Here is a 13,432-nt window from a genome sequence, read left to right as displayed (position 1 = left end):
ATTATGTTAAATCGCTTGTTATCGCAGGTGCCCCACCTCGATCAAGGTTCAGCTTTCAAAGGTCTCGGATCAGTCACCTTCCAGGCCTGCAGTTGATGCCAACGACCGTCCCTGACTCGGACGGTCATTGGTGCCTGATGGACGAGCGCTGAGCCAAGGGCAATTACAGATGGAAATCGCCCGCGGCTTCCGGCTGGTAAAGCACTTTCCTGATCTCGATCCGGCGGGTCCTGTCAGAGATCCGCCAGTCGATGGCGTCTCCCTCCTGGTAGCCAAGGATGGCGGTGCCGATGTCGGAACACACGGAATGTTTGCCGGCACTCCCGTCCGCGTCTTCAGGGTAAACCAGAGCCACTTCGATCTCTTCATCGTCGAGCTGCAGCAAGGCCCTGGAGTTCATCGTTACGACATTGCCCGGCACCTGCTGCGGCTCGACCACAACGGCGCGCTCAAGCTCATGTTCGAGTTCGACTACGGCCGGGCCCTGCTCAAGCGCGATCAGGCTCTCGAGTCTGGCCTTGTCGAATTCGGTGATGTAGATCGCCGGGGCGTTATTGAAGGCATCTTCGCGCAAGAACTGCAGATAGCGCCCCGCCGTCATGGCAAATGTCTTCAATGTCGGCGTTTCGCTCTCAAGCACGAAGCCGCTGCGCATAAAGGCTTTGTGCGAACGCAGGTTGTCCGGATGGATCTTGGCGATCAGCTTTTCCGCCCGCATCTCCAGAAACGCCAGTTTCATGCCTTCGAGGATCGTGCGGGTGCCAAGGTTCTGGCCCCACTTTTCGCTGTCTCCGATGGCCAGGACTATCTCGCAATCCGAGCCGGTTTTGATCAGCCGGACAAAGCCCACCGGGGCATCATGCCGGTCATAGGCCATGAAGAATCGGCCGCCCCGGTTGAATAGATGAGTCAGGATCGGCAACTGAGTCCGATCGATGGCTTGTTCGATGGTTCGGGCAACATGACGCGAGTCACTCAGATAGCAAGTTACGCGCTCATCTTCCAACCAATCCATCAACGTCAGCGCGTGTGCCCGAGTAATTTCAGGGCACAGCGAAATGAAAGGCTCGTTCATCTTCACCACACACCAATTTGTAAAGAATGAAAGCCCTTCATGGCTATGGCCATGACGGTTCTTTCGGCAAACCGGCTACTTTAAGCCATAACGCGAATAAAGCCGAACCGTCCGCGTATTTTTCCGGTATTCGGTTCTCTGGGTGCGGCTCCGAGCCAGCCGGCGCTCAGGCGAATCAAGGCATTCAGCCACCCCTGCCGCTCATCGCCCAACTGCAACATCGCCTCTGTACCCCCACTCCAGTCTGAAAGGCTCTCCTGCCTTTGGACCAATCTGGAGGAACACAGATGGAAACCCTGACTAGCCTGTTCGACACCAAGGGCTGCCCCTTGGAAAAGCAAAAATTCACCTGGCGCGAAATGGCCGGCAAGCCCATCAGCAAGCTGGACGACGATGCCTTTACCCGCGTGCGTATCATTCTGATGAACGGCATCGAAACCGATGCCCTACGCCTGAAGAACATCGGCGCGCGCTTCAACGGGCACCTGCGCCAGGCGCTGGCCGAGGTGCGGCGCACCGAGCAGCACCAGGCCACGATGGTCAACTGGCTGCTGTCTGCCGATCACTCGCCGCTGGAAACCACGGTGGCCTATGAACAGGTGGCGATCGAGGTGACCGCAGCCGTGGCGCAGACCGAACCTGATCCCTATCAGGCGCAGACCTACCGCTTCGGCCTGCTGGAAGATTTCGATCACCTTTACCGCTATTCGGCGATGCTTGATCGCTTGGAGGGCAAGGACGCGAACAACATCCTCCAAGGCTACACCGACATCATTCCCAGCCGCCCGACCACCGTGCATCACCGCGCGCCCGAGGATGATCTGCGCGACTCCTATCAGCGCGAAAGCGCGGCGCTGATTACCAAGATTCACGCAGCGATGATCACCGCAGCCGAATACCAGACCCACGATTACTACATGACCATCGGTCCGACCTTCGCCGATCCCCTCGCCCGCCAGCTGTACGCGGAAATTGCCTCGGTCGAGGAGCAGCACGTGACCCAGTACGGTTCGCTGCAGGACCCTGATGAAAGCTTTCTGGAGAAGTGGCTGATCCATGAGGCGATGGAGGTGTATGCCTACAACAGTTGCATGGAGCAGGAAGAAAACCCGCGGATCAAGGCGATCTGGGAACGTTTTCTCGACTACGAGCAAGGCCATTTGCACCTGGTCGGCGAGCTGTTCAAGAAGTACGAGCGCCGCGACCCGGCGGAAATTCTCGGCGGCTCGGTACCCAAGCTGATCGAGTTCAAGAGCCAGCGCGAGTTCGTACGCAAGACCCTGGCCGAGGAAATGGACCTGCGTGCCAAGGGCCACGACTACGTCGACAAGAAGCACGAGGGCCACGCCAGCCGCGACTATCGCAACCACCTGAACTCCGAAGGCGTTCCCGCCGAGGTGGTTTCCGCGGGCTATCAATGGGCCCCGGGTACCGAGCTCAGCCAGAAGAAAATATCCTGAGGATCACGTCATGCAAAACGCTACCAAGATGGGACTCAACTACACCGGCGTGCAGATGTCGCCAATAGACAGTGAAGCCATGCTCAAGGCCAGCCAGGAAGTGCCACCAGACGTGCCAGGCAATGAGGGCAAGCTGGCGGCGGTCCGCAGCGAGGAAGTGGCGCGGGCCGACAGCATTGGCTCGGTGCCCTTGCCAGGATCGGTCAAGGGCATGATGAAGGCCGCGCTGAACAAGCTGACCGGCGTCAGTCCGGAAATGCTCATCGACAAACTCGGTGAGAGGCTGGCCTTCGAGCGCACCGGGGTGCGTCTGTACGAAGCGCTATTGGCCAAGGCATCGGTGATCGAGGTGGTCGACAAGACTCAGCTGCAAACCCTGCAGCGCTTTCGCGCCGAGGAAGCCGAGCATTTCGAACTGGTGGTGGCTGCCATGGAAAAGCTCGGGGCTGACCCATCGGCGATGACGCCCTGCGCCGATGTCGTGGGGGTGACCGGGATTGGTGTTTTACAAACCATCAGCGATCCGCGAACCAACCTGGCGCAGTCGCTCAACGCCCTGCTCACGGCAGAGCTTACCGACAATGCTGGCTGGGAACTGCTGATCGAGCTCGCCGACACCTGCGGCCAACCTGAGATTGCCGAGAGCTTCTACAAGGCGCTGAATCAGGAACAGGTGCACCTGGAAACGATACGAAGCTGGCTCAGGGATGAGATCGTAAGGCAGGTATAGCGCAGCAGCGCGGAGGGGCCGACGGCCCCCCGCGCGGCACTGATAAGGGGCTTTAATCGCCGCGCAACAATTGCCGCAAGCTGGTCAGTATGCGGCCATGACTACCCTTCCCCGCGCTGTCGTTCTGCTGGTCTGCCTTGTTTTCGAGGCGATTCCAGAATTTCTCGTGGAAGTAGTACGCGACCGTATTGCACGCCGGCTCCAGCAGCGCAATCAGGCCACCGGTGAGGAGGTCGCCGGTCAGTGCAAAGGCGATACCGAAGGCAATGGAAAAATGCAGGATGGCGAAGGTGAAGGTCTTCAGCATGGAAGGCCCCAGCACCGGCTTGCCGGTGCTGGGTTTGCTCAACGCTTGGCTTCCAGATCCGGCGAGGCGCTACGCTGGAGAAACGCCGTGGTGATCTGAGGCAGGTGCTCGCGCAGCCAGTCCGCCATCGCCACTTCCTGTTTGAGGATTTGCTCGCAAGCAGTCTGGGTCTGGGCGTCGCCGACCTCTTTGGCGGCGGCGATCAGCACCGTATAGGCGGCGATTTCCACGTTCTCGAAGACGTAGCCGCTCATCGCACCTTTGACCACCTCATCGCTGACGGTCATGCCGGCAACAGCCTGGCCGAACGCCGTAACCTTGGCGGAGAGGTCCTTGAAGGACGACGGGCTGCTGCCCAGCCGCTGCAGGCAAGACTCCAGCAGTTCGCGTTGGCCGCGGGTCTCATCGATGTGCTGGACGATTCGCGCTTTCAGGTCCGGGTAGTGTTCCAGGCGCTCTGATTGAGCGGTGAGCATTTTCTCTGCTTGCTGCTCCATGGCATGGGCGTCGCGCAGCCAATCCAGCAGGTTGTCTTTGGCGGTGGACATTGGAATTTCTCCTGTCGGTCTGATCGGGCCGCCCTGCTCCAACGCCTGTTGGTAACAGGCAGAACAGAACGGTGATGACGAAGTATCTGTAAAGGGCGGTCGCGATTGCGTTGGCCCTCTCTAGTGCTGAGTCGCCCTCGGCCGCGCCGGTTCAGGTTATTTGCGAAGGCCTTTGACGAGCGGCGTAGCGCTTGTACCGACGGGCAGAAAGGTTGAACCGCGCCGCATGAAGGGGTTTCTACACGGGAACCTGTTCCTACAGAAACGAGGAAAAGCCCATGACCGCGCTATCTGCCAAGCCTGGCTGCTGCTGGCCCGCCTCCACGCCCGAAAGCGACTTCCCCCGTCTCTCCGGTCATTGCGAATGTGAGGTCGCGGTCGTCGGCGCCGGCATTGCCGGCTTGAGCACTGCGCTGGCGCTGCGCGAGGCCGGTAAGTCGGTGGTGGTGCTCGAGGCGAGGAAGGTCGGCCGTCAGGTGACCGGCCTGTCGACCGCCAAGGTCACCACGCAGCACGCGCTGATTTACCGCGACCTGATCGCCAAGGCCGGCCGCGCTACGGCGCAATCCTATGCAGACGCCAACAAGCAGGCTCTGCAGCGCATCGCCGACTGGGTCGAGCAATACGCGATCGACTGCGATTTCCAGCGTCGTTCGGCCTATGTCTATTCGCTGAGCGAAAAACAGGACGAAGCCTTGAGGAGCGAAGCCGAGGCCGCTCGTTCGCTGGGCCTGGATGCGCGCGTCGTTGAGCGGGCGCCGCTGCCGTTCGCGACCTCCAGTGCGCTGGAATTTCCGCAGCAGGCACAGTTCAATCCAGCCCGTTATCTGCTGGGTCTTGCACAAGCGGTGCAGGCCAAGGGCGGACGAATATTCGAAAATACCCGCGCCACTGACTTCGAACACCATGAACGCTGGGAGATCGGTTTCGAAGGCGGCCTCCTCAGCGCCGACAAGCTGGTGATCACGACCCATATGCCGGTCAAGACGCCGGTGGACTATGTCAGCCCGACACAGCCGCGTTGCCACGTCGCCATCGCCTTTCGTCCGAGTGATGAGGAGACCCTGGACGGCATGTTCATCGCCGCTGACGAGCCCACGCACTCCATCCGTATGGCGCAGGACAACGACGGGCCGCTGATTCTGGTGCTCGGCCCACGTTTCAATACGGGCCAGGACGCCGACGTGGCGCAGCGTTTCGTCGAACTGGAGCGCTGGGCGCGGCAGCACCTGCCGGTCGACGAGGCTGTGTGGCGCTGGTGCAATGAGGACTACGACACCCCCGACCGCATGGCCTACGTCGGCGAGCCGGATGCGCAGAAAGCGCCCGGCCTTTATCTGGCCACCGGGTTCAGCGCCTGGGGGATCACCAATGGCACCGCATCCGGAATCGGCTTGGCGCAGCAGATCGCTAGCGGCCACTGGCCCTGGGGTACGCTCTTCGATCCCAAGCGTGATGCGGGGGAAGATCTCAATCAGAGCAGCGACAGCCATACTCTGATCGATGACGTGCAGGCGCTGACGCCCGGACAGGGCGGCGTCATCAGCCATGGCGAGGACAAGCTGGCAGTGTGGCGGGATGACAGCGGTAAGCTGCATGCGCTCAACGCGGAGTGCACGCACATGGGCTGCCCGGTGACCTGGAACAATGCTGATCGCACCTGGGACTGTCCGTGCCATGGTTCAATCTTCGAGGCTGACGGCAAGGTAAGGCACGGGCCTGCCTGTGAGCCGCTGGCCAAACGTTCCGTGCCGGGCTGAGCCGTCCTTCGTTTCGTCAGTAACCTAGAGCCGCGCGCGGATCAGTCTTTCGAACTCGATGCTGCGGCTGTTGTGCTCCTGCAACTGCTGACGAAACTGCGGTGACAGCTCTTCGGCCAATAGTTGCTCGAAACCGTGGCGAATCTGTTTTTCGGTGCGCAGTGCAGCGCGCAAGCGAGCCCGGCCGCGCTCGGGTCTGTGTAGCGCAGCGATAAAGCGGTTCCACGCGTGACGAAGCACGCCCGGCACACTTGGACGCTCAGCCGGAATGCCGCCGTAGGTGAGAATCTGGTCATGCAGGCAGTCCATCAGCAGCGCGCACTGCTGCGCTCGTTCGCTGAGCAGTCGCTGCTGCTCGGACGTGCCAGTGCCGCCTGCAAGGCGCCCATAGCTCAGGCTGGCGTCGTGGCTGGTCATCAGAAGGTGGTTGAGCTGGGTGATGGTCTTGTCCAAGGTCGGCATGCGTTGCGCCTCCTACGCTTGCTGACACTTACGATAATGAACCAGCCGGGTGCGCGCGGTGATGCGCGACACCCGGCAGATAGCGAGATCAGCTCTTGGCGCGGACCACGTCACGCATGGCTCTGACCTCGTCATGATTGCGCAGTACGCCCTGATACTGGCGCTCCACCAGGGTGCGGATTTGCGGCGGCAGATTCTGAGTCAGGGCTTCGCTGTAGCGCTCCTTGGCCACGTCCTCGCCACGCTCGGCTTCGTTGAGGATCGCCTCTTCATCCTTGCCGGTAATCAGCGATTTCAGGTCGACCCAGCGGCGGTGCAGGTCAGCGCCCATGCTGGTGCTGTCCTCGGGCTGGCCGCCCAGTTCCAAGACGGTACGCTGCAGCTCTGCAGCCGCTTCGGCACACTGCCGCGAGCGTTGCGAGAAGAGTTGCTTCATATCCGGTCGTTTGACGTCTTCGGCGCAGACCTTGAAGCCCTCCTCACCGTCCTTGCAAGTTTCGATCAGCTTGTTGAGGGTGCGTACCAGGTCTTTGCGATCGTCTGTGAGATCCATAAGTCGCCTCCGGGCCGGCTAAACGGCCATTGCTTGGTGGTATGTCCCCTGGCGGGGCGTACATGGATTCCGACGCTCAGGCTTCGCTGATCGTTCAGGGAAAATTCCAAGCGGTCGTCTGAACGGCGCTCAGGTATGCACGCACCAGTTCACCGACTCGGCCGGCATGCCCAGGCAGTCTTCGCGGTGGATCACGCCGGCAGCCAACGACTCTTCGACGTTGAGAATGCGTGGGGCGGACATCAGGCACTGCAGCACATCCAGGGGCGCCACGGCGCCGGCCGTGCGCTCGGCGACGATGTCGGCGTAGAGCTGCAGGTCGTAGTCCAGGCTCATCGCGTATTCGGACATGCGCGCATGGTCCACCGCGCCGTTGACCGTCCAGTGAAAGGGGTGGAACAGGAACTTGCTGTGCGGGCAGGCGGTGCGGGTTTCCCCGGCGAGGAAGATGATGTTGCCCATCGATTCCACGGTGCCGAGGTTGTGCGTCTTGACCGGTACCGGCAGCGAGATGAGGAAGTTGTATAGGGAGAAGCCGTAACTGCACTCCCCGCCCATGGTGGCGATCTTCAGCACCAGCTCATCGGCGCCCTGATGGATGGCCTGGCTGCATTTATCGATCAACTGGCCACAGGTGTAGGAATTGATCGGTGCGGTGAAGTGCACGACGTGAGTTCTCATGATGTTCTCCTCTGCCATGAAGCACCTTTGCGATGTCGTCTCTTGAAGTGAGTGAAAACTAAACCCTGGGTTTCAATTTTTCTGCCCGTCATGATCCGTGGCGCCCTGCACAATTCAGGCAAAAAAGCTTGAACGCAAGCGAGGTGCTGCAACTCTGTTTGTTTCAAGGGAGGCGTGCCGGGCTTCGCACCTCGGCCTGGCCGGCGCACTAGCGCCACGACGAACGAGCATCTCTGCTTCCCCCGGGCCGCCGCAGCGTCTCCCTCCTTCTCCTTGCGGCGGTTCCTTCTTTTCCTTCAGGGGGACGATCGCGGCTCGTTCAGGAGAGCGGCCGAACTCAGACACCGTCAGGCAGTCACACAGTCGTGGCCTGCCCCTCCAGGGCCATGTGCTCGAAACGAACGGACGCACGGGAAAGCATCGATGCCACTGCTCAAACTGCTGCATTTCATGGCGCTGATCGGATGGTGCGGCGCGCTGCTGTACCTGCCCGCGATGATCGCAGCAGGCACGCGCAGCAGCGACGAACTGTTCTACCGCGACCACGCCCACCTTACCCGCACCATTTTCAACCTGATCGCCACGCCAGCTGCGCTGCTGGCCATCGGCTCGGGCACGGCGCTGTTCCTGCGTGAGTCGATCTTCGATGCCTGGCTGATCGTCAAGCTCAGCACCGTCGCCGGCATGGTGCTGTGCCATGCCTTGTGCGGCGTGCTGATTCTGCGAATCGAACGCGTCACCGACCCTGCGCTGCGCCGCGATTGCCTGTTGATCGGCCTGCTGCTGGTCGCGCTGATCAGCGCCACGCTGTGGCTGGTGCTGGCCAAACCTTTCTGACCACGGAGTATTCGAGAACATGCATGCCCTGCCCCTCTCCCCCTACCCACCAGTGGCCGGCAAGCAGGGGGTGAGTCGTTCAGCGTGTATCCACACCGACGCCGTGTTCATACACCAGGCGCCCGCCCAGATAAGCCGCCAGACCGATCAGGGCAGCGGTCAGCAGCGACAAGTACAAACCCCAGCGCTCCATGCCCTGCTCCGGGCCGGCGTAGCGCAGCAGCCAGTTCAGCGATGCCAGCGACAGCATCATCACGGCGATGATGGCGTGGCACCAGGCGGTGATCTTGCGGCGGATACTGCCGACGGTAAGCAGATCGACCAGTCCGGCCATGCTCGCAACCCAGCCACCGAAGGCGCCCACGCCCGCCAGCCAGAGACTGGCCCGCGCCCAGAACGGATCGGCCAGCAGCAGATAAGCAACATCGGTCGCCACCAGGCCCAGCAGTGCGGCCACCGGAAAGTGGATCATCATCGGATGCAACGGATGCCCGGCGATGGCGGCGCGACTGACGATAACTTCCTTTATTTCGGCCATCCCGGCCTCCCTGAACAGGTGAATGATGGGGTGAAACGGGAGCGTCATTGGCTGACGCCCTGTTTCAAGTTGACCACGCTGACGCTGGCAGTTCCGTTTCTCGTTGCCTGTCAGGGGCCACAATCGGCACTCGACCCCGCCGGGCCGATCGCGCGCGAGGTGGCCATCCTGTGGTGGGCGATGTGCGCTTTCGCCACCCTGGTACTGATCGTGGTGACCGCGTTGTGGGTGCATGCCATGCGCCGCACCGGCCCGCAGGTGGACGCCGCACGGGCACGCCAGCTGACGTTGCGCTGGCTGATCGGCGGCGGCCTGTTGCTGCCGACCCTGAGCATCGTGGCGCTGCTTGTGTTCGGCATTCCCATTGGCCAGCGTATGCTGCCCTTGCCGCTGAGCGGCGAGCAGCCGTTGCGCATCGAAGTGATCGGCCATCAATGGTGGTGGGAAGTGCGCTATCCGGACAGCGGCGTGGTCACCGCCAACCAGCTGCACCTGCCGGTCGATCGCCCGGTGGACCTCGATGTCACCAGCGCCGATGTCATCCACTCGTTCTGGGTGCCGCGTCTGGGCGGCAAGATCGACATGATTCCCGGCCGGCACAACCGTATCCGCCTGCAGGCCGACCGTCCCGGCACCTTTCGCGGGCAGTGCTCGGAATTCTGCGGCACCCAGCACACCCACATGATTCTCGACGTGCAGGCCCATGAAGAAGAGGACTTCGCCAACTGGCTGCAGACCCGCAGCGACTGGCAGGCCAGCGCCCTGCCCGGCCCTGCCGGCGAAGCCTTCGCCGCGCGCTGTGGTCAGTGCCACCGTGTGGCGGGCGTCAGCGATGGCAATCGTGCTCCGGATCTGAGCGATATCGGCGCACGCTCGATGCTCGGCGCCGGCGTATTGAACAACGAGCCGGGCGCGCTGTTGCGCTGGCTGCAGGAGCACCAGCGGCTCAAACCCGGCAACGCCATGCCGTTGCACGACGATCTCGACCCTGACCACCTCAGTGCCATCGCCGACTGGCTGGAGACCCTGAACCCGTGAGCAAACCAAGCAACCAGGGCGTTGCCGACCCCGAGCAACTGCACGATCAGTTCAACGATGTCTGGGGTAACCCGCGCGGCTGGAAGTCGCTGACCATCGTCAATCACACCACCGTCGGCATTCGCTTCATGCTCACCGGGCTGGGCTTCTTCCTGTTCGGCGGCCTGCTGGCGATGCTGGTACGCACGCAGCTGGCGATACCCGGCTATCAGTTCCTGGAACCGGACGTCTACAACCAGGTGTTCACCATGCATGGCACGGTGATGATGTTCCTCTTCGCGGTGCCGATGATGGAGGGCCTGGCGGTCTACCTGATTCCGAAAATGCTCGGCGCACGTGACCTGGTGTTCCCGCGTCTGTCGGCGCTGGGTTATTGGTGCTACCTGTTCGGCGGGCTGATCCTGTGTGCCAGCCTGCTGTTGGGCATAGCGCCCAAGGCCGGCTGGTTCATGTATACGCCGCTGTCCAGCGCGGTACACACGCCGGGGCCGAATTCGGATTTCTGGCTGATCGGCATCACCTTCGTGGAAATATCCGCCGTGTCGGCCGGCGTCGAGCTGGTGGTGTCGATCCTGCGTACCCGCGCCGAAGGCATGGCCCTGAACAAGATGCCGATCTACGCCTGGTACATTCTGGTCATGGCCATGATGATCGTGGTCGGTTTCCCGCCGCTGATCCTCGGCAGCATCCTCCTGGAGCTGGAGCGCGCCGTCGGCATGCCGTTCTTCGAGGTGGCGCGCGGTGGCGACCCGATTCTCTGGCAGCATCTGTTCTGGCTGTTCGGTCATCCCGAGGTGTACATCATCTTCCTGCCGGCGGCGGGCATCGTCTCGACCCTGCTGCCGGTGTTCTGCCAACGGCCGCTGGTGGGCTATCGCTGGGTGGTGTTGTCGGTCCTGACCACCGGCTTCATCAGTTTCGGCCTGTGGGTGCATCACATGTTCACCGTGGGCATCCCGCAGTTGGCTCAGGTGTTCTTTTCAGCCGCGAGCATGCTGGTGGCGATTCCGACCGGCATCCAGGTGTTCGCCTGGATCGCCACGCTGTGGGTCGGCAGGCCGCTGTACCACGTGCCGATGCTGTGGCTGGTAGGGTTTCTGGTGATCTTCGTTTGCGGCGGCCTGACCGGCGTGATGCTGGCCCTGGTGCCCTTCGACTGGCAGGTACACGACACCCACTTCGTTGTGGCGCACATGCACTACGTGCTGGTCGGTGGCATGTTCTTTCCGTTGCTGGCCGGCATCTATTACTGGCTGCCGCACTTTTCCGGGCGCATGCCGTCGCTGCGCCTCGGCAAGTGGGGTTTCTGGCTGGTGTTCATCGGCTTCAACCTGACTTTCCTGATCATGCACTGGACAGGGCTGATGGGCATGCCGCGGCGCATTTACACCTACCAGTCCGGCCTGGGCTGGGACTTGCCCAACCTGATCTCCTCAGTCGGCAGCTTCATCATGTCCGTCGGCATCGCCACGGTGCTGCTGGATATCGTCCTGCACTTTCGCTTCGGCCAGAAGGCGTCCAACAACCCGTGGAACGCGGACACCCTGGAGTGGAGCACGCACCTGCCGCCCAGCGCCTACAACTTCGTCAGCCTGCCGCCGGTGCCTACCCGCCACCCGATGTGGGACCAGCCCGATCTGGCGGAGCGCATCGACAGAGGCGAGTTCGCCCTGACCGTGATCGACCATGGCCGGCGCGAAACCTGGGGCGTCGAACCGCTGACCGGCAAGGTTCGCGAGATCGTCCATTTGCCCGGCAACAGCTGGCTGCCCTTCGCGGCCTCGGCATTCATCGCGATCATGTGCCTGGGATTGCTGAGCAAGTTCTACTGGGTTGCGTTGGCGGCCTGCATCATTGCGGTGGCGGTGCTGCTGCGCTGGAGCTGGGAGAACGGCGCGCATCCGCTGGCGGCGCCGGATGCCCGTGTGCAGCCTGGTGAACCCCCGCTGCACTCACGTACCTGTGACGGACCGGGACTTTGGGGCATGGGCGTGACCCTGCTGGCCAATGGTGCCCTTTATCTGTCGCTGTTGTTCGGCTGGTTCTATCTGTGGACCGTGTCGCCGAACTGGCTGGTGCCGGACGACCCGGTGATCGATCAGCGCCTGCTCCTGGCCAGCGCGATACTGCTGAGCGCCGCCGTGTTCTGGCAGCGGCCGGTGCTGCGCCGCCTGCGTCAGGGCCAGGGCGAACCGCGCGCGCTGCTCACCTGCTTTGCCGGCGTGGCGCTACTCGGCGCACTGCACGCCGGGCTGCTGCTCTGGGTTTTGCTGGCTGGCGAACTGGCGCCAAGTGCTACCGCACACGATGCGGTGATCACCGTCATGCTCGGCTACAGCCTGGTGCATGGCGTGCTGGCGGCCATCCTCAGCGCCTTGCAGGCGCTGCGCGTGCGTTACGGCTATGTATGCAAACGCACCCCTTACGAGCCGCTGGTGGTGCAGCAGCTCTGGCAATACAACCTGGCGGTGATATGGATCACCTATGGCAGCGTGGTGCTGTTCCCGTCCACCTTCGGAGGTGCGTGATGCAACCACTACGCAGCCCTTACAACCCGGTCCACATCCCACTCGGGCTGGTACTCTGGAGTATCTGGTTCGTCATGATCTACGGCGGTCTATCGGTGGGCTGCGCGCTGCTGCCGCCGGAGCCTGCACAGGGCCAATGGACCTGGCTGAACGGGCTGCTTGCCCTGCTCAGCCTGCTTACCGCGATCGCGCTGCTCATGCTGGCGCGCCTGTTTCAGCGCGCCGCCAGACAAGACCATGCGAGCCAATCCGAGCGTTTCGTCGCCCGTCTCGCAGCCGGTATCAACCTGATCGGTGCCATCGCCACCGTCTTCGTCGCCTTGCCGATCCTCACCCTGCCGCCATGCCTGTGAACCCCTTTCCTCCTTGCTGCTGCCCATATGGCCATGCAGCTGAGTGGAAACATTCAGCCGTCTTGAGTGCCGTGCCGCCCGGCTGACGGTCTTTTCCGGAGTTGTCGCAAGGGTGTGCTTCGGTAACCGGGATGGATGCAGGACAACGCTCGGCACCCTGACTGATAAATGGCCCCGCCGATGCCCGGACGCAGCCTGCAGCTGATCCGGACCTGTGGCGCCTGTCAGCGCAGCGTTCGATGGCAACAGTGCGAGAACCCCCTTAACTCCCATTAGCGCATGTTTCGGGCGTGCTAACGTTTTGTACAACTTTCATCCAAGTTCAGCGGTTGTCGTAAGCGCTCGGCGAACACATGGTTCACATTTGGTTCAGGTTATTTTTTTCGTCACAGCCAACCCAATATTTTATTACGCCGCGCAACACGCTGTGGCCAAACGAAAAATTGGAACGGAAATTCATATGGATTTCTTTCGTCTCGAATGAAAGTCGCAAGCGGCGCCAGGCGTATAATTTTGGTAAATGCTGTCACTTTGAATTTATTTTTTACCAATCGTCCCAGCT

13 protein-coding genes and 1 pseudogene are annotated in these 13,432 nt (G+C 61.8%); 7 read left to right on the top strand and 7 right to left on the bottom strand.

Going from position 1 to position 13,432, the window contains the following annotated elements; translation table 11 throughout:
* Positions 1-163: 163 nt before the first annotated feature.
* A pseudogene (locus DXK50_RS17290) lies at positions 164-1,128 on the bottom strand (bifunctional GNAT family N-acetyltransferase/nucleoside diphosphate kinase regulator).
* Between the two features lie 234 nt (positions 1,129-1,362).
* Here DXK50_RS17290 and DXK50_RS17285 point away from each other — a divergent pair.
* Positions 1,363-2,535, top strand: a complete 1,173-nt coding sequence (locus tag DXK50_RS17285) for a hypothetical protein (RefSeq protein ID WP_212631184.1) — start codon at positions 1,363-1,365, stop codon at positions 2,533-2,535.
* A 10-nt stretch (positions 2,536-2,545) separates the two neighbouring features.
* Positions 2,546-3,265, top strand: a complete 720-nt coding sequence (locus DXK50_RS17280; RefSeq protein ID WP_212631183.1) for a ferritin family protein — start codon at positions 2,546-2,548, stop codon at positions 3,263-3,265.
* A 52-nt stretch (positions 3,266-3,317) separates the two neighbouring features.
* On the opposite strand, the gene DXK50_RS17275 is transcribed toward DXK50_RS17280, so the two are convergent.
* Together DXK50_RS17275 and DXK50_RS17270 are read right to left on the bottom strand one after the other, a co-directional pair.
* A complete protein-coding gene (locus DXK50_RS17275; protein WP_212631320.1) occupies positions 3,318-3,572 on the bottom strand; it encodes a DUF2061 domain-containing protein in 255 nt (84 codons plus the stop codon).
* Between the two features lie 38 nt (positions 3,573-3,610).
* Positions 3,611-4,120: a ferritin-like domain-containing protein gene (locus DXK50_RS17270; RefSeq protein ID WP_212631182.1), complete on the bottom strand. Its 510-nt coding sequence runs from the start codon at positions 4,118-4,120 to the stop codon at positions 3,611-3,613.
* Positions 4,121-4,398: 278 nt separating this feature from the next.
* On the opposite strand from DXK50_RS17270, the gene DXK50_RS17265 reads away from it, so the two are divergent.
* Positions 4,399-5,880, top strand: coding sequence for an FAD-dependent oxidoreductase (locus DXK50_RS17265; RefSeq protein WP_212631181.1), 1,482 nt, complete (start codon positions 4,399-4,401; stop codon positions 5,878-5,880).
* Positions 5,881-5,904: 24 nt separating this feature from the next.
* On the opposite strand, the gene DXK50_RS17260 is transcribed toward DXK50_RS17265, so the two are convergent.
* The 3 genes from DXK50_RS17260 to DXK50_RS17250 all read right to left on the bottom strand — a co-directional run bounded on the left by DXK50_RS17260 (position 5,905) and on the right by DXK50_RS17250 (position 7,594).
* Complete coding sequence (locus DXK50_RS17260) at positions 5,905-6,342, bottom strand: DUF2383 domain-containing protein (protein ID WP_212631180.1); 438 nt, start codon at positions 6,340-6,342, stop codon at positions 5,905-5,907.
* 88 nt (positions 6,343-6,430) lie between these two features.
* Positions 6,431-6,895, bottom strand: coding sequence for a PA2169 family four-helix-bundle protein (locus tag DXK50_RS17255; protein ID WP_212631179.1), 465 nt, complete (start codon positions 6,893-6,895; stop codon positions 6,431-6,433).
* 129 nt (positions 6,896-7,024) lie between these two features.
* The gene (locus DXK50_RS17250; protein ID WP_212631178.1) at positions 7,025-7,594 is read right to left on the bottom strand and encodes an ATP-dependent Clp protease proteolytic subunit; all 570 of its coding nucleotides are present in this window, start codon (positions 7,592-7,594) and stop codon (positions 7,025-7,027) included.
* Positions 7,595-7,999: 405 nt separating this feature from the next.
* Here DXK50_RS17250 and DXK50_RS17245 point away from each other — a divergent pair, with 405 nt between their 5' ends.
* Positions 8,000-8,413: a CopD family protein gene (locus DXK50_RS17245; RefSeq protein ID WP_212631177.1), complete on the top strand. Its 414-nt coding sequence runs from the start codon at positions 8,000-8,002 to the stop codon at positions 8,411-8,413.
* 79 nt (positions 8,414-8,492) lie between these two features.
* Here the strand turns inward: DXK50_RS17245 and DXK50_RS17240 are convergent, their stop codons facing one another.
* Positions 8,493-8,951 (bottom strand): DUF2231 domain-containing protein, encoded by a 459-nt coding sequence (locus DXK50_RS17240; protein WP_161866883.1) that lies wholly within the window; start codon positions 8,949-8,951, stop codon positions 8,493-8,495.
* 147 nt (positions 8,952-9,098) lie between these two features.
* Between DXK50_RS17240 and coxB the strand changes: the two genes are divergently transcribed.
* Genes coxB through DXK50_RS17225 form a run of 3 tightly spaced genes read left to right on the top strand, consistent with a single transcriptional unit; the run spans position 9,099 to position 12,870 of the window.
* The gene (gene coxB, locus DXK50_RS17235) at positions 9,099-9,989 is read left to right on the top strand and encodes a cytochrome c oxidase subunit II (RefSeq protein ID WP_212631319.1); all 891 of its coding nucleotides are present in this window, start codon (positions 9,099-9,101) and stop codon (positions 9,987-9,989) included.
* On the top strand, positions 9,986-12,517 hold the full coding sequence (ctaD, locus tag DXK50_RS17230; protein ID WP_212631176.1) for a cytochrome c oxidase subunit I: 2,532 nt from the start codon (positions 9,986-9,988) through the stop codon (positions 12,515-12,517). The genes coxB and ctaD overlap by 4 nt, the downstream gene beginning before the upstream one ends.
* Complete coding sequence (locus DXK50_RS17225; RefSeq protein ID WP_161866881.1) at positions 12,517-12,870, top strand: hypothetical protein; 354 nt, start codon at positions 12,517-12,519, stop codon at positions 12,868-12,870. The genes ctaD and DXK50_RS17225 overlap by 1 nt, the downstream gene beginning before the upstream one ends.
* Positions 12,871-13,432: the final 562 nt, after the last annotated feature.

The sequence above is a fragment of the Pseudomonas sp. KB-10 genome, assembly GCF_018221585.1.
Taxonomy (GTDB): domain Bacteria; phylum Pseudomonadota; class Gammaproteobacteria; order Pseudomonadales; family Pseudomonadaceae; genus Aquipseudomonas; species Aquipseudomonas yangonensis.
This window is presented reverse-complemented; position numbering and strand designations above follow the sequence as displayed.